Source organism: Dermatophilaceae bacterium Sec6.4 (assembly GCA_039636865.1).
Lineage (GTDB): Bacteria > Actinomycetota > Actinomycetes > Actinomycetales > Dermatophilaceae > Allobranchiibius.
On sequence record CP144172.1, the window covers coordinates 1,682,119 to 1,700,614 of the forward strand.

An 18,496-nucleotide genomic window follows, 5' to 3' on the forward strand; every position below is an offset into this window, starting at 1 on the left:
GTTGGTCACAGGTAAGAAGGCGCAGCAGCGCACGCTCATCCAGCAGGAGAAGGACGATGCAAGATCCACAAGAGCTCTACCGCTTCGAGAACGACGCGCACGCCAGTGAACTGGGCGCCTCGACCCTGATTGCAGCGCTCGGTGGGCTGGTCGATGCCGGGAACACCCAGAAGCAGCTGGTGTCGCACCTGCTCGGTACCCTCGAGCACACCGTGGTCGCCTCCTTCGATGTCGACCAACTCCTGGACTACCGGGGTCGCCGGCCGTTGATGACCTTCGACCGCGACCACTTCAGCGACTACGACGACCCGGCAATGACGTTGTTCCGGATGATCGACGCCGAGGGCGCGCCGTTCCTGCTGCTCGCCGGGCCGGAGCCGGACTACCAGTGGGAGCGCGTCATCGAAGCCGTCCGCACCCTCGTGCGCCGCCTCGGCGTGCAGATGGTGGTCAGCGCCAACGGAATCCCGATGGCCGTTCCGCACACCCGCCCGGTCGGAATGACCCGGTACGCGAGCGACCAACGACTGATCCCCGAGAACCGCCCGGTCTTCGGAATGGTGCAGACACCCTCCAGTCTGGAGACGCTGCTGCACCTGCGACTGGGGGAGGCCGGCGTGGACACGGCCGGGTTCGCCGTCCATGTGCCGCACTACCTGATGCAGACCGACTTCGGTGACGCCACGGTCACGGCACTGGAAGCCATCTGCGCGTTGACCGGGCTGTCCATCCCGATGAACGAGCTGAGTGCGGTGGCCGGGTTGCACCGCGCTGAAATCGCCCGACAGGTCTCGGAGAACCCCGAGGTCGTGGAGGTCGTACAGGGCCTGGAGCAGCAGTACGACGCGTTCCAGGACGGTCTGCAGCGCCAGAGCCTGCTGGCCAACGAGATATCTGAGTTGCCGAGCGCCGATGAGATCGGTGCGGAGCTGGAGGAATTCCTGCGCGACGAGCAGGGCACCGACAAGTCCTGATCAGCCTTTTGCGTCGGCCCAACAGCTGATCACAGCGGTGTCCGTGACGAAACGGACACCGCTGTGACCGCTCCAGCGTCGTGCCGAATCCTGCAGACTCTCCTCGACGGCGTTCGCCACATCATCGGCACGTTCGGCGGGCACATCCAGGAGTAGCTCGTCGTGCAGGCACATCACGATGCGGGCATCGAGGCCACGAACAGCCGATTGCACCGTCAACGCCCACGCTTTGAAGAATTCGGCTGCGGCGCCCTGTACAACGGCATTCCTCGCGAACCGGCCGCGTGCGCGAACCTGCGCCTCGTCGGCTGCCGCCGGTGCCATCGCGATATGCCGCCCACCGTAGGTCGTGACCGGCTCGCCGTCCTCACCGGCACGTTGGGCCGCCAGCAGATAGTCCATCGCGACCGGATACGCCCGGTTCAGGCCCTCCAATGCGGCGGTGGCCCGCCCGGCCGACCCGCCGTACATGGCCGACAACACGGCGGGCTTGGCCACCGGGCGCTCTACCCGCAGCTGCTCTGCGACGGTCTGGTAAAGGTCATCCTGACGGGTGGCAGCCGTCAGCGCCGGATCCGCAGAGATCACCGCGAGCACCCGCGGTTCGATCTGGCCCAAATCGGAGCGGACAAACACCCGGCCGGGCTCGGCGAGGACAGCCGGGCGGAGCGTGGCCGGCAGGTTGTGCAAACCCGCGCTCGCACTCATCCGCCCGGCGCCGCCGTCGAACGAGCTCCAGCGACCTCGCAACCGATCATCTGCGCCGAGGTGCTGATCGAGCCAGTGCCATCCGTAGGTCGATGCAATGCGTTCGTCGACGCGCCACTGCAGCAGGGCGTCGATGATCGGATGGGTGTGCCGGTGCTGCTCGAGCTCCTGTTTGCGGGTGCTGTCGATTCGGATACCGAGGTCGGTCAGCAGGGCACGCACCTGTTCGGGATTTCGCAGGTCGACATTGCGGCCGGGCGGTACGTGACGTAGGACCGGTGCATCCCGAGCCCGGCGTGCGGCAACGTCCTCAGCGGGTCCACGTGGTCGGGGCCCGGCGCTGGCTTCGATGAGGCGTTCGATGGTCGGCCGATGAAGCGGTAGTCCGTCAGCCTGCAGTTCCAGGGCGAGCACTGCGGCGCCGGACTCGCTGTGGGCTGTCATGGTGCAGCGCTCGCGTCGCGCAAGTTGTTCGTACTGGGCGGCCGCCACCTGTAGCGCCAGGCGCGCCCAGTGCGGCGCGGTGCCCTCGGCCGCCAGGAAATGTGAACTCAGATACCCCTGGTCATCCAGTACACCCGGTTCTTCGGCGGAGTCCGGCCCGTGCAGCGCGTCGAACAAGTCGTTGCCGAGTCGTTGGGGGGTATGGGCCGGGTCGAGTCCGCGTGCGCACGCCCAGACGCGTTCCAGTGCCGTCTGCGGTGCGCCACCGTGCAGCAGCGCATGTGCTTGAACCAGGTCGAAACCGCGCCGCGGTCGCACCCCGTGGGAGAGCAGCGCCGCCACGACGTCGGTCGACCACCACACCCATCGTGCCGGCGGGCCCGGTGCTGCGTCGCGACGCGCGACGAGTTCGGCGGCGTCGGGTGCCGCCATCGAGCGGTGCGCAGCCGTCTGTGCACTCGGTCGGCCGTCGCTGCCTGCGATGACGACCTGGCCGGTCCTGGAGTCCAGGCTGATGGCGAGCAGAGGACCCCGCATCCACTCCGGATACGGGGTCCCCTGCACATCGTCAGCTGAGGCGGTCAGCGCTGACCGTTCTGGTCGTGTCCGCCATCTGAATTGTGCTTGCCTTCGGAATTGCGGTCATCCCGATCCGACTGGTCCGCGGGGGACGAGCCTGCGGGGTGGGCACCAGAGCCCTCTGCTGTCGGAATACCCGAGATGGCGGTGGTCGGCGCATCGGAGAAATCGGGTGCGGCATCCGCGTCCGCATCGTTGGCGGATGTGGCGGCGGCACCTCCGCCCTGTGACTGGGGCTGTGACTGGGGCTGCTGACCGTAGTAGCCGCCCTGCTGCTGACCGCCTTGGGGCTGCTGGCCGTAGCCACCTTGCTGCTGGCCGCCTTGCGAAGGCTGCTGGCCGTAGCCACCTTGCTGCTGGCCGCCTTGCGAAGGCTGCTGGCCGTAGCCACCTTGCTGCTGGCCGCCCTGCGGAGGCTGCTGGCCGTAGCCACCTTGCTGCTGGCCGCCCTGCCGTTGACCGCCCTGGGGCTGTTGACCGTAGCCACCCTGCTGCTGGCCACCTTGCGAGGGCTGCTGACCGTAGCCACCATGCTGCTGGCCGCCCTGCTGGCCACCTTGCGAGGGCCGCTGACCGTAGCCGCCCTGCTGCTGGCCGCCCTGTCGTTGACCGCCCTGGGGCTGTTGGCCATAGCCACCCTGCTGCTGGCCGCCCTGCGAGGGCTGCTGACCGTAGCCACCCTGCTGGGAAGACGCACCGTAAGCGCCGGGGGCTCCGTAGCCGCCACCGTAGGTACCACCCTGCTGGTACCCGCTGTAGGTGCTCTCGGGTGTCGTCTTCTTGCGACCGAGCAGTAGGAGTAGGGCGACTCCGATGATCCCGACGACCAGCAGGATGGCCCCGAGCGTGACGCCGATGGTCTGGAAACCGCCGCCGACCTTGTCAGCCCGCGGACCTACCTGAAGACCACTGGTCCCGGCACAGGTGAGGGTGTACGTGCCCTTGGACATGCCGTCAGTGCTTCGCGCCACCTCCCACAGCGTGCCGCCCGTGCCCTTCACGGAAAAGTCCGCGCTGGGCCGACCGAGGGTCGAGGTGCGACCGCCGGAAACCGCCGTACAGACGGTCGCGGTACGCGCGGCCTTGTCTGCGCTGTAGACCGAGAATCCGTCCGTTGTCGCACTGACACTCGACCCGTTCGTGAACGAGGTCACCTTGACGTTCTGACTCGATGCCAGCCCGATGATGAGCAGGACGAGTCCGATCAGCGCGACTACGGCTGGGATGGCTACTAATGCCTTTTTGTTCATAGAGCTTCGTAACCTCATCGATGTGGGTCAGACGGCGTCGGCGCCTGACGCGTGTTCACGGACTTGTCGTTTGATGCGGGCAAGCATGGCCAGCATCCCACGCATTCGCAATGGGGATACTGCCTCGGACAGACCGAACCGCCATGGGGCGTCGTCGGGAACGTCCAGGACAGCCTCTGGTGGTTGGCCGTCGAGTCCCGCGTGCAGAATCCCGGCGAATCCGCGAGTGGTGGGAGCTTCCGGCGGAGCCTGGAAGAAGAGGCGAACGAGTCGATCGTCGTCGACCTCGACGGCGAGGAACAGTGGTGTCTGGCACTCGTGCACCTGCTCGAGCTTCTCTGATCGGTCCAGGTAACGCGCAGGCAGCGCCGGGAGGTCGTCGCTGAGCTCGAGCAGCAGTTGCAGACGGTCCTTGGGCTCCAGGGCGTTGAAGTCCTCGGCCAGCTCAGCCATCGGGGCGGGCAGGTCACCTTTCACTGCGTGCCGCTCTCGATGGGTACGCGCACCGAGTTGCCCCATTCGGTCCAGGAGCCGTCGTAGTTGCGGACCGACTCGAACCCGAGCAGGTGCGTCAGAACGAACCAGGTATGTGAAGACCTCTCGCCGATGCGGCAGTAGACAACGACGTCGTCATCGGCGGCGAGCTGCTGCTCGTCCTGGTAGATGTGTGCCAGCTCCGAGCGTCCGCGGAACCGGCCGTCCTCAGCCGCGGCCCGGGACCAGGGCACCGAACGCGCGCCCGGGATGTGCCCGCCACGCATAGCGCCCTCCTGGGGGTAGTCGGGCATGCTCAGCAGTTCTCCACTGAACTCTCCGGGGGAGCGGACGTCCACCAGAGGTCCGGGCAGGTGGGCGAGCACGTCGTCCCGGAAGGCGCGGATCGGCTCGTCGTGGCGCTGCACCACCGGGTAGTCCACGTGGGCATCGGCGGGCAGGTCGCGGGTGATCGGGCGCTGCTCAGCCAGCCAGGCGGTGCGACCGCCGTCCAGCAGACGGACATCCTCGTGTCCGAAGAGCGTCATCACCCACAGCGCGTAGGCAGCCCACCAGTTGCTCTTGTCGCCGTAGATGATCACGGTGGTCTCACGGGTGATTCCGCGGGCGCCCATGACCTGCGCGAAGTGGTCTCCGTCAACGAAGTCGCGGGTCAGCGGGTCGTTGAGGTCCAGGTGCCAGTCGATCTTGCGCGCTCCGGGGATGTGGCCGGAGTCGTAGAGCAGGACATCTTCGTCCGACTCGAGGACGACGAGGTCCTCACCGCGATCCAGTGCAGCTGCGAGCCACTGGGTGGAGACAAGACGTTCGGGATGGGCGAAATCGGAGAAGGCAGGATCGGAATCCAGGGGTGCAGGCATATTGCAACGGTAGTACGTGCCGGCGACAAGGCTGCCGGGCCGAGCCCGCACCAAGATGGCCTCGCGGCCTGCCAAGTAGCGGTGCGATGACTATTCCGGGGGTTCACCTGGCACCATGGAGGCGTGGGAATCTTGCACCGAAAGTCCAAGTCCGCTGCTCCGGTCGATCTGAACCGTGGAGTATTCGCGGGTAGTTCCCTGACCTTGGCGAATCGTCTGATGCAGGTCGGTATCGACGGCAAAGGCAAGTTCGACTCCGCAGCAGTCGTCGCCGAACGGGCGCTGGCGGACGCCAAGGGCGATCGGGAAGGCGCGATCGACCAGATCGTCTCGGAGCATCGGCGACTTGCGGGAGCCGGCGGCTTCGTCACCGGGCTCGGCGGTTTTCTCACCATGAGCGTCGCCTTGCCGGCGAATATCGCCGGTTTCTATGTGCTGGCCACCAGGATGGCTGCGGCCATCGCTCACCTGCGCGGCTACAACCTGCGCGATCCGAACCTGCGTACCGCGATCCTGCTCGCGCTGATCGGAGGCGAGGCCGACGCCCTGTTGAAGAAGGCGGGCATCGTCAGCACCGGCCGGCTCGCGAATGTCGCGAGCCGCGGACTGCCACCCGCTGCCCGGATGGTGCTGGACAAGGCCGTGGGGTTCCGACTGGTCGCGCAGGTCGGCGAGAAGCTGTTACCGCGGCTGGGGCAGGCAGTTCCGTTCGCCGGGGCAGTGTTCGGGGCCGGTCTGGATGTCTACCTGCTCCACAAAGTCGCCAAGACCGCGCGCACCCAGTTCCCGCCCAACGCCGCGCTGCTGCAACGGGGTGCTTCGGCATGAGTTTGCGGTCGCGTGGCGGTGGCAACCTGGCTGCGGTCCGTTCGCTGCGGGAATCGGTCGCGTTGGTCTCAGCGCCCGGGGGTCCTTCGTTCTCGCGGCGGATCGGCGCCGTGCCGCGAATGGTTCGGGCGATTGCCGCCAAAGAATATGTCGGATCCTCACCGGCCCGCCTGGCGGTCATGGTCGCTGCCACCGCCTACATCGCCTCGCCGATCGATCTGATCCCGCGGCGTCTGGCGCCCATCGCAGGGCTGGCCGACGATGCTGTCGTGCTGGCGTGGTTGGCGAGTGCCATCGTGCAGGACACCGACGAATTCCTGCAGTGGGAAGCCACCCGCAGCCGTAGGCGCACGGTGCGCGGCAAACGTATTCGTTAACATCCCCGGCCGGAAACCCGTGTTGTCCACAGGTGGATCACGGACGCTGCGATGTCACCGCGGTGAGTACGAACCTGTTCGACATGACCCACACCTTGCGCAACCTCGGCGACCTCATTGCCTACCTGCCGTATGAGCTGGGCTTCGTCGCGACGGATTCCCTCGTCGCGGTCGGGTTGTCGCGCGATCGTGTGACGGTCGTTGCGCGGATGGATCTGGACGACGACTTCGCGTTCGCGGACTGTGCCGACACGACGGCCGACGCATTCGGTAGGGCAGGTATCGACGAGGCGATCTGTTGCGTTCTGCTCGATCCCGGAATGCCGGCGAGGCCGGCGGCAACACGTGCGGATCATCTGCGTCGCCGCTTCGCCAGGCGAGGTGTTCGGGTCCGTCACGTGCTGATGAGCACCGAAGGCACCTGGTGGGCGCAACGGTGCAGTTGCGGCGCCTGCCCCACCCGACCGACCCGGGTGCCCGGCCCCGAGCGGGTCGATGCTGTTCTCGCGTCGGTGGTGGAGGGGATGGCGCCCTGTGCATCCCGTGCCGACCTGGCGCGGTCCCTGCGGCAGACGCGGGCCGACCTCGCACGCCGCGTCGCAGCCCACGTCCCCGCGGCCCGAGCCCTGCCGGCACAGGAGCTGGTCGCCGTGTTGTGGCAGATCATGCATGGATCACAGGAGATCGCCCGGATCCCGGCAGCCATGCTGGCGGCCGTCAGCGTTTCGCTGCGTAACAGCAGGACCCGCGATGAGGTGTTCAGCTGGGTGACCCCGGCCCTGCCGATGCCCAGCTCGACGGCACACCCGGTGCATCGGGCCCGACAGCTGCGACTGGTCGATGCGGCTGCCGGGGCAGCACCGCGGCTGAGCACCGCGCAGACCAGGGACCGGATGATCGAGTGGCTGCAGTGCCTGCCCGATCCGCTGCGACCACCGGTGTTGACGCTGATCGCCGGTTCTGCGTGGAGTGCCGGCTCCGGTGCGCTGGCGTCGATAGCGGTGGAGCAGGCACTGCAGATTGACCCCGGCTATCGGCTGGCCCTGTTGGTGGGTCGTGCCTGCGGGTCCGGGTTGCGCCCGCATCTGTTGGCCGAGTCCAGGTAGCCGCGGCGGGGCACTGCTATGGTTTTTTTGGTCAAGAGTCTCAGCGACAAGCCCCGGCTTGCTGAGCGGCAACCCTCCTCCGCGGTGGGGTGCCCCGGGTGAGGACAAGGCCTGCACCGAAGTGGTGCGGGCAAGCGCGGGGTCCGCCGGTCGGTCTGACAGGCGCCCCCTGACCGGGAAGTCGCCATGACTGTTACCCAGCGACCCGCTGATCCGTGGACGGCGCGCGCAAAGCGCCGCTCAGATCACCAGGTGATACGCCCGCCCGTCGGCAGCAACCCGGGTGCGCGGGCTATCCGCCTACCGTGGCTGGAGTTGGAGAACGGCTCGCTGCTCCCGGATGTCGTGGTGACCTACCAGACGTGGGGCACCCTGAACGAACGCGCTGACAATGCCGTCCTGGTCGAGCATGCCCTTACCGGTGACTCGCATGTCGTCGGTCCGACCGGCCCTGCGCAACCCACGGCGGGCTGGTGGCCCGGCCTGATCGGTCGGCACGCGCCGTTGGACACCGATGAGTTGTTCGTGGTGGCCGCGAATGTGCTCGGGGGGTGTCGCGGTACGACAGGGCCCGGCTCACCGGACCCGACCGGCACACCATGGGGATCTCGATTTCCGGTCACCACGATCCGGGACCACGTCGCGCTGGAGGCAAAGCTGGCCGACGCCCTCGGTATCGACCGGTGGCGACTGGTGCTGGGCGGGTCGATGGGTGGAATGCGGGCATTGGAGTGGGTAGCAGGCCACCCTGAGCGGGTGGCCGGTGCGCTGATCATCGCCAGCACCGCGCGGGCTACCGCCGACCAGATTGCGTGGGGCCGCACCCAGGAGTTGGCGATCACCGGCGATCCGGGCTACCGCGGCGGAGATTATTACGGGCATGGTGCCGGCCCGCTCGTCGGACTGGGAATAGCGCGGCGCATCGCCCACACGACCTACCGCAGCGCTGCGGAGTTGAACTCCCGCTTCGGCGGCTCTGCGCAAGGTGACGAAGACCCGCTGGGTGGTGGGCGGTTCGCGGTCGAGAGCTATCTGGACCACCAGGCCGCCAAGTTGGTAGCTCGTTTCGATGCCGGTTCCTACCTGCACCTGTCACGCGCCATGGCCACCCACGACATCACCCGCGGCAGAGGATCCCTGGCGCAGGTACTGAGCGGATACGAAGGGTGCCTGCGCACCGTGGCCGTCGATTCGGATCGGCTCTTTCCCGTCGAATTGTCCGAGGACATCGTCCGCGCCCATGGCCGCGGACACGTGGATGTCATCGAGTCCAGTCACGGACACGACGGATTTCTGATCGAGACCGAGGCCATCGCCGACCGGGTCGGTCGAGCCGTCGAGGTAGTGCGAGCGGCGGTGAGCGGGCCGCTCGGGTAGCGTCGCGAGGGACCACCGGCCCACCGGACGCGCGATCGTGAGATCGATGGAGGCAGCAACCATGAGTGTCGTCGTCAGCTATCTACCCACCCCCGAGGGCGAGGTCGCCTTGTCGTATGCCGTGCGAGAGGTAGCCGCGCATGGTGGGAACCTGATCGTGGTCCCCTCGCGTGCCGGACGCGATGGCAACGAGATCGCTCGGGCGATGCGGGATGCCGGTGCCGATGACGTGGAGTCGGAGGTACTGGAGCCCAGCGGTGACGATGTCACCGAATTCCTCCTGGAGACGGCGCGCAGCCGGTCGGCGCGGTTGCTGGTCATCGGACTTCGTCGGCGCAGCCCGGTGGGCAAACTCATCCTGGGCTCGCACGCTCAGCGCATCCTGCTGGACGCGGACTGCCCGGTCATCGCCGTCAAGCCGTAACCCGCTCGAGCGCCTCCTGGGGTGGGGCGATTCTCCGATTGGGGTGGTCAGCGTTTTATAATGGGTACAGAGGTCGGCGCGCGCCGGGGCGGACAGTTCGTACGGGCGCGTTCATTTAAAGCATCCGATCCCCAAACTTCGATGCCGCTAGCTGCGGTAGGTCATGCGTGCGTGCACATCGTGCGAGTCCGTTGTTTCGAAAGGTAGTTGGTGACCACCCGTGTCCAAAGTACTTCCCGTCCTGCCGGCGCACATCTCCCATCCTGCGTTGGAGAAGCTTGTACAGAGTGCACGAGCGGGTGAGCGGGTGTCCGGGAAGCAGCTGACAAGCGCGCTGGATGAAGCTGGTCACGACAGCTCGCACACTCCGGTGATCCTGGCGGCCCTGGCAGCTGCGTGCGTCACCGTGACCCATGACGAGGACGGCGCCGCAGTGGCTGCGACCAGTCCTACCAAGACCACGGCGACCAAGCCGGCCGCAGCCAAGACCGCCAAAACCGCCGCGACCAAAACGGCCGCCACCAAAACGGCCGCGACGAAGACGGCCGCGACGAAGACGGCTGCTGCCAAGAAGACAACAGTCAAGAAGGCTGCTGCCAAGTCGACCACCACCAAGGCAGCCGACACGGCACCGACCGGCGAGACCAAAGGCCGCGTGACCGCCAGCACGACCAAGCGGGTGTCCAAGGCTGCCGCCACCAAGAGCAGCGCCGCAGAGACGGCCAAGCGCGTCAGAGCGGCGAAGGCTGCAGACGCCGCGGTTACTGCTGTCACCGAAGCAGGACCGGACGAGAGCACCGAGGACTCGACATCCAAGAAGGATGATCAGGCGGCGAAGGCCGCATCCGAGGCCGCCGGCGGTTTCGTGCTCAGCCAGAACGATGACGACGACGCACCTGCTCAGCAGGTCGTCACGGCCGGAGCGACGGCAGATCCGGTCAAGGACTACCTGAAGCAGATCGGCAAGGTCGCGCTGCTGAACGCGGAGCAGGAGGTCGACCTTGCGAAGCGGATCGAGGCCGGCCTGTTTGCCGAGGAGCGGTTGAACTCCGGCGACAAGATCGACATGAAGCTCAAGCGCGAGCTGTGGTGGGTCTCCCAGGACGGCAAGAATGCCAAGAACCACCTGCTGGAGGCCAACCTGCGCCTGGTCGTCTCCCTCGCCAAGCGCTACACCGGTCGCGGGATGCTCTTCCTGGACCTGATCCAGGAGGGCAACCTGGGTCTGATCCGCGCCGTCGAGAAGTTCGACTACACCAAGGGCTACAAGTTCTCGACCTACGCCACGTGGTGGATCCGCCAGGCGATCACCCGGGCCATGGCCGACCAGGCACGTACCATCCGCATTCCGGTGCATATGGTCGAGGTCATCAACAAACTGGCTCGTGTCCAGCGCCAGATGTTGCAGGACCTGGGTCGCGAACCGACGCCGGAGGAGCTTGCCAAAGAGCTCGACATGACGCCGGAAAAGGTCGTGGAGGTACAGAAGTACGGCCGTGAGCCGATTTCTCTGCACACTCCGCTCGGTGAAGACGGCGACTCCGAATTCGGAGACCTGATCGAAGACTCCGAAGCAGTGGTTCCGGCTGACGCGGTCTCGTTCACGCTGCTGCAGGAGCAACTGCACTCGGTGCTGGACACCTTGTCGGAGCGGGAAGCCGGGGTCGTGTCGATGCGGTTCGGGCTGACCGACGGCCAACCGAAGACGCTGGACGAGATCGGCAAGGTCTACGGGGTGACGCGCGAGCGCATCCGACAGATCGAGTCCAAGACCATGAGCAAGCTGCGCCACCCGTCACGTTCGCAGGTCCTGCGCGACTACCTGGACTGAGACCGGGCACGACCAGAAAGATCCGAACCAAACGAAACGGCCCGCACCATCATGGTGCGGGCCGCGTCGCGTGGTCCGCGAACTGCTCAGTGGCGTTTCGCTGCTCAGTGGCGCTTGCGGCCTGGATAGGCGTGCAGCAGTAGGGAGCGCAGCCGCTGCCGCCCGGAACGCGGGAACAACGCTGCACCTGCGCGGCATCGCAGGGAACGCGTGGCACGCACCTTCTCAACCAGGCTGTCGGCCGGCGCCGTCATGTCCAGCGCCGAACCGGACGTCTGGGTGTAGCGGGCCCGCTCCATCACCATCACCACTTCGTGCAGCGCACGTCGCCCCTCCTGGTCCACCGACAGTCTCAGCTGGTAGTAGTCCTCCTGGGACCGCGGTGACACCGGTGGCGGTGGCTCGATGCCCAGGTCCTGCATGCGCATCACCAGGTTGTCCCATTGGGCTTGCACTGCCGCCGGGTCGTCGGTGCTCAGCGGCCTGCTGGCCCGCCGGGCCAGCAGCGGCAGAATCGAGAACGCAACGAGCAGCACGATCAGGGCTGCGAGTGTCCAGAGCACTGCAGTGAGCCATTGCGGCACAGATCCGTTGCCGGTGGGGTCCGTCCCGGTGGGCGACCTGGGAGTGGCCGGCGTCGCTGTGCTCGGCGCATTCTTCGGGCGCGGCACGGTATTCGGGCGGGGCTCCGGCGCGGTAGGTGCAGTGACTTTCGGGGTGGCGTAGCCCGGCGCCGCGCCTGCCCGCGATCCGGGGGTCGGCTCGAAACGCGTCCAGCCCATCCCCGGAAAGAACAGCTCAGGCCAGGCGTGTGCATCCGACTGCTTCACGGTGTAGACGCCGTCAGGACCCGCCGACCCGGGCAGGAAACCGACTCCCAGTCGGGCCGGTACACCGATCGACCGGGCGGCCATTGTCATGGCCGTGGCGAACTGCATGCAGTACCCCTGTTTGGTTGCCAGGAAGTTGCTGATGGGATCCAACGTGCGGCCGGCGGCGTTCTTGCGGGTGGGAGCCAAGGTCAGGGAGTAGACGAAATTGCCACTGCTGCGAAGATACGTCTGGATGGCTATTGCCCGGTCGAAGGCCGAACCGCGTGGTGCGGCCCGCTTCACCAGGGCCTCGATCGCCGGCCGCGAGGTCGGATCCACCGCCAGGTCGGACCGGTACTGCGTAGGGTCCAGGCGCTGATTCGATGGACGAGCGGTAGTTTTCGGACTCAGGTAATCCAGGGAGTAGGACGTGGTCAGCTTCCTCGCGGACGGCTGAGACGACTTGGGGTCATAACTCCACCGGGCACCCTGGAAATCCGCAGTGCCGATCTGGGTGGGTCCCACGACGTACGGCGGCTTCATCGAGTTCTGCGAGATGCTGATCCGGTACCGGTTGGCCGATACCGGCCGAGGGTTGGACGCGGCGCGTTCCAGCTGGCTGCCGTCGGCACCTCGCAACGGGGTGCGGACGCGGTTCGGCTCCCACCGGTTGCGTGCATAATCGTCGGCGATCAGAGCGCGAAGTGGAGCCGGGTCGGGGTCGGTGGTGCGGAAGGTCAGCACCGGTGAGCTGTCCTGCGATGAGAGGTTACGACTGAGATCCAGGTTGTCGGAGAAACCCACCGTGCCCGACCCGCCGCCCTGTCCCCGGGCCAGGCCGTCACCGAGGAATTTCTGCGACGAGGCCGGGAGCATCCCGGCAAGGAGAAGAGCCAACACCAGGGCCAGCGCGCCGGCGGCGCGGGCGGCGAACCCGAACCCGTGCTCGCCGAGGGAAGAGGCGGCGCGGTAGTGCCCCGACGGGTTGACCCGCCGCCCGGACCAGTCACGGGCTGCCCGCGCAGAGGCCCCGTAGAGCATCACCAGCCACGCCGCTGCCGCGAGCAGGAAGAACTTGGGGCTCAGTGCTCCGCCGGAATTCGCGGCCGAGATGATGAACTCGACGAAGAGCGGCACCCCTGCGAGAGCCGGTGATCGACAGGTGACGGCAAGGAAGTCGACACAGATCGCGAGACCCGCCACGATCAGTGCGACGAAGAACACGATGCCCGCGGTCGTCGGTGCGGGGGCGGCGAACCTGGTCACCGTGGTGTTGGCGTCAATACCGAGGTCACGCAGCGCCCCCGGCAGCGACGTGTCGAGGTGGTCCGGCAACTGGGTGACGACCGCGACGGTGACGACACCGATCAGCTGAACCGACAGGGTGACCAGGGGTGAGGCTCCCGCCGCGCGCGCAGCCATCCCGAACAGCGCCGCGAGCAGGACCAGGGATATCGCCCCGAGCACCCAGGAACGACCTTCGAACAATGTGGTGATGGGCCAGGCCGCCACCAGCGTGGCGATTGCCGCGAGCAGTGTCTGTCCCGGCCGTGCGCGGTTCACCGGATGCCCCCAGCGGCGTGCGGTCCGGCAATCGCATGCCAGGCAGCCGGAATCCCGGTGTCCGGGCCGGCGATCGCAGTACGCCATCCGGCGGCCCGCAGGACGGCGGAGGTCCGCTCGGCTGCGACACCTGGCGCAACGGAGCCGGTCCTGTACGCGTCGGTGTCCACGATGATCGCCAGACTCGTCCGGCCGCGGCCGCTCGTGGCCGCCAGCATCGGCAGGGCAGGGTCGGGGTGGTCGGTGAACAGCCCGACCAGGACGCTGCCGGCGGCGACGGCCTGAGCTGCTGCCGCGCTGAGGTCGGCGTGCCGGCCATCGTCCGTGGTGTTGGCCAACGCGAGGCTGTGCACCACCTGCTGTGCATTGAGCAGGGAGGGCAGCCGGTGCTCTGCCGTGGTCGCAGCGCTCACCATCCGCAGTTGATAGTGCAGATCGTCCAGCAGGAGCGCGATCGAGGCAACCGCGCTGACCGTCCACTCGAAAGAGCTGCTCCGTCCGGTGTCGGCGTGTGCGCTGCCGCGCGCGTCGAACCACAACAGGGCGCGTCGGTGTTCGGGTTGGTCTTCGTGGCGCACCATCAACTGCCCGCGGTGGGCCGTCGCGGGCCAGTGGATACGCCGCAGCTCATCACCCTCGACATACCCCCGGATGCTGACGTCCTGTTCACCGTGCAGGGCGACGGAGTGCCCGGCCGCGCTGGCGCCACCGGTGGCATACGGCATCGAGCGCCTCTCGAGCGGGAAGGTGTGCGGGAGTACGACGATTTCGTCGCTGGCCGGCAGGATCGTGAGCGACGTGCACATCCCGAACGGGTCCGGGTGCGTGACGATGCTGGGACCAATGGTGTGACGTCCACGGGCCTGGCTCCGCACGGTGTATTCGATGGTTGCGGTGCCTCGGGTCGGGATGCTCGTCAAGGTGTACCGCGGCCGGTCCCCGAACCCCGGGTCGACACGGTCCTGAGCCGAGCCGAGCCGACTGGCGCGTCCGGCGTTGTTGCGAAAGACCGCGCGCACCGTCGCAGGATCACCCGGCCCGAGCAGGGTCGGGGTGATCTTCCGGCGCAGCTGCAGGTGGGTGGCGTGTGAGGCGGACAGCGCCCAGGCGATCAGCGGCAATGTCAGCACGAGCGCGCCGATCCTGGTGACGTCGCCGTATCCGAGCAGGAGCCCGGCGCCCATGAGACACGCGCCGACGATCAGGAACGCGCGCCCGCGGGTGGTCAGTCTGAGCCGGTCGTGACGGCGGCCGACGGATGGCTGGCGCATGGTCAGCGTGATCGGGAGGGCACGGGTACGCGCTGCAACAGATAGGACAGCAGCTCACCGGTGGATCTACCGGTGCTGTCGGGCCCGAGGATGACACGGTGGTCCAGCACCGTGGTCCACAGCCGTTGCACGTCTTCGGGAAGCACGTGGTCGCGCCCCTCCAGCGCCGCGTGTGCTCGAGCAGCCCGCAACAGCTGCAGGGCGGCACGCGGTGAGGCGCCGAGGCGTACTTCGGGCGAGGTGCGCGTGGCGCTCACGAGATCCACGATGTACTGGCGCAGTGTCACGCTGGCGTAGACGCTGGTCACCGTATCGATGGCGCGCATGACCGTTGCTGCGTCCGTGACCGGCTGCAGCGTGTCGAGGGGTTCTCGCGCCGAGTGGGTGTCGAGCATCTGCAACTCTGCGGACGCGGTGGGATAGCCCATCGAGATACGTGCCATGAACCGATCCCGCTGGGCTTCCGGGAGCGGATAAGTGCCTTCCATCTCAATCGGATTCTGGGTCGCCATCACCATGAACGGACGTTGCAGCAGATAGGTCTCTCCGTCCACCGTCACCTGATTTTCTGCCATGCACTCCAGGAGGGCCGACTGGGTCTTGGGGGAGGCGCGATTGATCTCGTCGCCCACTACGATCCCGGCGAAAACCGCACCCCGCCGAAATTCGAACTGCCGGGAATCCTGGTTGAAGATGCTGACCCCGGTGACGTCGCTCGGCAGCAGGTCCGGTGTGAACTGCAGGCGGCGCATCGAGATGTTCACCGACCGCGCGAGCGATTTGGCGAGCATCGTCTTACCGACCCCGGGGACGTCCTCGATCAGGAGGTGGCCTTCGGCGAGCATCACCACGACCGCAGTTCGGATGACATCGGGCTTGCCCTCGATCACGCCGGCGACCGCGTCCTGGATGGAGGTGGCGACACGGCGCACATCGTCCAGCGTGAACACGGTGCTGTCAGCCACCTCAGTGGTGAGTACATCGACCGGAGCAACGTGAGTCATGAATGAATCTTGCCCGATGTCTCGCAGTGGTAAGTCCGGCCATCGACTTCGCACGGTGCGGGTTCGATGCAGGAAATCTTCCCCCCACCTTCGGACAGCCTGTTGACCTGGGAATTTGTTGCTTTCGAAGGTGCAGATAGGCGCAATTCGCCCTTGTCGTGGGGGATTGTGGAGTAAAGTGGAGGGCAGCGGCGAAAGCTGGCGGGCTATGGGGCCCTTCGACGACAACGGGAGGTGGGCGCGGTCATGTTTCTGGGCACCCACCACCCCCGGTTGGACGACAAGGGTCGACTCATCCTGCCTGCCAAATTCCGTGATCAGCTGGCCGGTGGCCTGGTGATCACCCGTGGGCAGGAACGGTGCCTCTACGTCTTCGCGATGGTCGACTTCGAACGACTCGCCGAGCAGATGAACAACACTCCGGTCACCAACCGCGGGGTGCGCAACTTCCAGCGTGTCCTGCTGTCTGCGGCCTCTGATGAGATCCCGGACAAACAAGGTCGCATCACTGTCCCCTCGGTGTTGCGGGAGTACGCCGGCCTGGCCAAGGAATGCACGGTCATCGGCACCGGCAACCGCCTCGAACTCTGGGACAGCACTGCATGGACCCAGTTCCTGGCGGCCACCGAAGACGATTTCGCATCGCAGGGCGAGGAGGTCATTCCCGGAGGGTTCTTCTGAGGTTCGGCCTCCATCCGCTGCCCGGACCCTCCGATGCCACTTCCCCGGCACCGGAGAGTCCACCGCCACCAGGCAATGCAGCGGCTGGGGACCTGAGTTCAGAAGCCGAGTCCGCACAGCAGCCCGCAAGACCCATGCAGTACATCCGCACCACATACGCAGTACGTCAGGAGGAAGCGCACCGATGAGCCCCGCTGTTCGCGCGACCGCCGAGCGTCACACTCCCGTGCTGCGCGACCGGATACTGCAACTGCTGGAGCCGGCGTTGAGTGTCCCCGGTGCGGTCTTCGTGGACGCCACCCTCGGAATGGGGGGACACACCGAAGCGGTGTTGACGCATTTTCCGCAGCTCACCGCATACGGTGTCGATCGTGACGCCGAGGCGCTGGCACTCGCCGAGCAGCGACTCGGCCCGTTCGGGGACCGATTCATCCCCGTCCACTGCGCCTACGACGACGCCTTCGAGCAGTTGTCCCGCTTGGCGGTGCACCACGTTCACGGGGTGCTCTTCGACCTCGGGGTCTCCTCGCTGCAACTCGATGAGATCGACCGCGGATTCTCCTACAGCCACGACGCGCCGCTGGACATGCGCATGGATCAGGCTCAGACCCGCACCGCTGCCGACGTCCTCAACACCTATGAGGCACGCGATCTGGAACGCGTGTTGCGCGAGTACGGCGAGGAGCGGTTCGCCCGGCGGATCGTGGCGGCCATCGTGCGCCAGCGGGAGCACACACCGTTCGAACGTTCCGGCGTCCTCGTGGACCTACTGCGCGACGCAATCCCGGCAGCCTCTGCCCGGACCGGGGGGCACCCGGCGAAGCGCACCTTCCAGGCGCTGCGTATCGAGGTCAACGGTGAGCTGGAGTCCTGGGAACGAGCCCTGCCGGCGGCGGTGGATGCGCTCGCGGTCGGTGGCCGCATTGCCGTCCTCGCGTATCACTCCCTGGAGGACCGGATCGTGAAGCGGGCCTTCGCCGACGGCGCAACGAGTTCGACACCCGTCGACCTGCCCGTCGAACTTCCTGAGCATCAGCCCTACCTCGAGCGCATCACCAGGGGCGCCGAGCGGCCGTCGCCGCACGAAATCGAGACAAACCCGCGCGCGGCCTCGGCCAGGTTGCGGGTAGCAGAACGCTGTCGATCCACCCCGAAGGGACCCACGTCATGAGTCAGGCAACAGCGCCACAGCGCGCACCCCGCGTCCGCCTGCCGGTAAGCGCCACCTCGCCGGACGGGCGCAAGGCGCTACGGTCGCCCGCGGTCCACCTGCGAGTCGTCGCGCCGGCAGACTCCCGGCACAACAGCGGCATCGCCTTCATCGTGGCGTGTGTCACCGTGCTGGCCCTCGGGTTGGCCACGCTCCTGATCCTCAACACCCAACGCGCCCAGCAGTCATTCACCACCGACTCCCTGCAGGCTGACTCCGCGCGGGTCGCCAACGCCCAGCAGGACCTGCGCTCGCAGTTGCAGAGCGACGGATCTGCTGCGTCACTCGCCCGACGCGCCCAGCAGTTGGGTCTGGTACCCGCCGCGCGCATCCGCTACGTCGGACCCGATGGCAAAGTCGTCGGCGTGGCGAAGGCCGCCGCCGGGTCGACGCCCTTTATCTTGGGGTCGCTCACCGGTGACGCTGCGACGACCGTCGCAGCGCGTGCCTCGATGGGGGTTGCACTCGGTTCGACCGTCGGCGCTCCGGCTCCGGCCAAGGCGACGGTCACGCCGACGTCCCCCGTCACCAAGAAGTCGGTCCCGAAGAAAAACGGTACGAAGACGCCCAGCACGAAAAAGCCCGGCGACAAGGGCGGCGCCACCGGCACGAAGGGCAAGACGACGCCAAGCACGCCCGCGACGACCACTAGGTGACCTTCTTGAGCAAGCCACGCACGTCGAGAGTGACTTCTTCGAATCC

General features: G+C 67.0%; 17 protein-coding genes and 1 riboswitch. Of the genes, 10 read left to right on the forward strand and 7 right to left on the reverse strand.

Features of this window, described 5'->3' with window-relative positions; all coding sequences use genetic code 11:
• Window positions 1-56 precede the first annotated feature (56 nt).
• Entirely contained in the window at window positions 57-974 is a 918-nt protein-coding gene (locus V3G39_08175) for a PAC2 family protein (protein ID XAS77995.1), read from the forward strand.
• On the opposite strand, the gene V3G39_08180 is transcribed toward V3G39_08175, so the two are convergent.
• Genes V3G39_08180 through V3G39_08195 form a run of 4 tightly spaced genes read right to left on the reverse strand, consistent with a single transcriptional unit; the run spans window position 975 to window position 5,310 of the window.
• Window positions 975-2,663, reverse strand: a complete 1,689-nt coding sequence (locus V3G39_08180) for a DNA polymerase (GenBank protein ID XAS77996.1) — start codon at window positions 2,661-2,663, stop codon at window positions 975-977. It lies immediately after the preceding gene.
• Window positions 2,664-2,707: 44 nt separating this feature from the next.
• Window positions 2,708-3,955, reverse strand: a complete 1,248-nt coding sequence (locus V3G39_08185; protein ID XAS77997.1) for a hypothetical protein — start codon at window positions 3,953-3,955, stop codon at window positions 2,708-2,710.
• Window positions 3,956-3,982: 27 nt separating this feature from the next.
• Entirely contained in the window at window positions 3,983-4,408 is a 426-nt protein-coding gene (locus V3G39_08190) for a SufE family protein (protein ID XAS77998.1), read from the reverse strand.
• Between the two features lie 20 nt (window positions 4,409-4,428).
• Window positions 4,429-5,310 carry a sulfurtransferase gene (locus V3G39_08195; GenBank protein XAS77999.1) on the reverse strand — a complete coding sequence of 294 codons (882 nt, stop codon included), beginning with the start codon at window positions 5,308-5,310 and terminating at the stop codon, window positions 4,429-4,431.
• Window positions 5,311-5,433: 123 nt separating this feature from the next.
• Here V3G39_08195 and V3G39_08200 point away from each other — a divergent pair, with 123 nt between their 5' ends.
• From V3G39_08200 to V3G39_08225, 6 genes are all read left to right on the forward strand, one after another.
• Complete coding sequence (locus V3G39_08200) at window positions 5,434-6,138, forward strand: EcsC family protein (GenBank protein XAS78000.1); 705 nt, start codon at window positions 5,434-5,436, stop codon at window positions 6,136-6,138.
• Entirely contained in the window at window positions 6,135-6,515 is a 381-nt protein-coding gene (locus tag V3G39_08205; protein ID XAS78001.1) for a YkvA family protein, read from the forward strand. Before V3G39_08200 ends, V3G39_08205 begins: the two co-directional genes overlap by 4 nt.
• 62 nt (window positions 6,516-6,577) lie before the next feature.
• Window positions 6,578-7,621, forward strand: a complete 1,044-nt coding sequence (locus tag V3G39_08210; protein ID XAS78002.1) for a DUF4192 domain-containing protein — start codon at window positions 6,578-6,580, stop codon at window positions 7,619-7,621.
• A 29-nt stretch (window positions 7,622-7,650) separates the two neighbouring features.
• Window positions 7,651-7,764: riboswitch (SAM riboswitch) on the forward strand.
• Window positions 7,765-7,807: 43 nt separating this feature from the next.
• The gene (locus V3G39_08215) at window positions 7,808-8,998 is read left to right on the forward strand and encodes a homoserine O-acetyltransferase (GenBank protein XAS78003.1); all 1,191 of its coding nucleotides are present in this window, start codon (window positions 7,808-7,810) and stop codon (window positions 8,996-8,998) included.
• Between the two features lie 61 nt (window positions 8,999-9,059).
• Window positions 9,060-9,422 (forward strand): universal stress protein, encoded by a 363-nt coding sequence (locus tag V3G39_08220; protein ID XAS78004.1) that lies wholly within the window; start codon window positions 9,060-9,062, stop codon window positions 9,420-9,422.
• Window positions 9,423-9,642: 220 nt separating this feature from the next.
• The gene (locus tag V3G39_08225) at window positions 9,643-11,253 is read left to right on the forward strand and encodes an RNA polymerase sigma factor (GenBank protein XAS78005.1); all 1,611 of its coding nucleotides are present in this window, start codon (window positions 9,643-9,645) and stop codon (window positions 11,251-11,253) included.
• Between the two features lie 104 nt (window positions 11,254-11,357).
• Here V3G39_08225 and V3G39_08230 read toward each other — a convergent pair whose 3' ends face one another.
• From V3G39_08230 to V3G39_08240, 3 genes are read right to left on the reverse strand one after another with little or no spacing between them, the layout of a single operon-like run.
• Complete coding sequence (locus V3G39_08230; protein ID XAS78006.1) at window positions 11,358-13,628, reverse strand: transglutaminaseTgpA domain-containing protein; 2,271 nt, start codon at window positions 13,626-13,628, stop codon at window positions 11,358-11,360.
• Window positions 13,625-14,899, reverse strand: a complete 1,275-nt coding sequence (locus V3G39_08235) for a DUF58 domain-containing protein (GenBank protein ID XAS78007.1) — start codon at window positions 14,897-14,899, stop codon at window positions 13,625-13,627. Before V3G39_08235 ends, V3G39_08230 begins: the two co-directional genes overlap by 4 nt.
• A 2-nt stretch (window positions 14,900-14,901) precedes the next feature.
• Window positions 14,902-15,903: an AAA family ATPase gene (locus V3G39_08240; GenBank protein ID XAS78008.1), complete on the reverse strand. Its 1,002-nt coding sequence runs from the start codon at window positions 15,901-15,903 to the stop codon at window positions 14,902-14,904.
• A gap of 246 nt (window positions 15,904-16,149) precedes the next feature.
• On the opposite strand from V3G39_08240, the gene mraZ reads away from it, so the two are divergent.
• The 3 genes from mraZ to V3G39_08255 all read left to right on the forward strand — a co-directional run bounded on the left by mraZ (window position 16,150) and on the right by V3G39_08255 (window position 18,450).
• Window positions 16,150-16,584 (forward strand): division/cell wall cluster transcriptional repressor MraZ, encoded by a 435-nt coding sequence (mraZ, locus tag V3G39_08245; GenBank protein XAS78009.1) that lies wholly within the window; start codon window positions 16,150-16,152, stop codon window positions 16,582-16,584.
• A gap of 184 nt (window positions 16,585-16,768) precedes the next feature.
• Complete coding sequence (rsmH, locus tag V3G39_08250; protein XAS78010.1) at window positions 16,769-17,755, forward strand: 16S rRNA (cytosine(1402)-N(4))-methyltransferase RsmH; 987 nt, start codon at window positions 16,769-16,771, stop codon at window positions 17,753-17,755.
• Window positions 17,752-18,450, forward strand: coding sequence for a hypothetical protein (locus V3G39_08255; protein XAS78011.1), 699 nt, complete (start codon window positions 17,752-17,754; stop codon window positions 18,448-18,450). Before rsmH ends, V3G39_08255 begins: the two co-directional genes overlap by 4 nt.
• Window positions 18,451-18,496 lie beyond the last annotated feature (46 nt).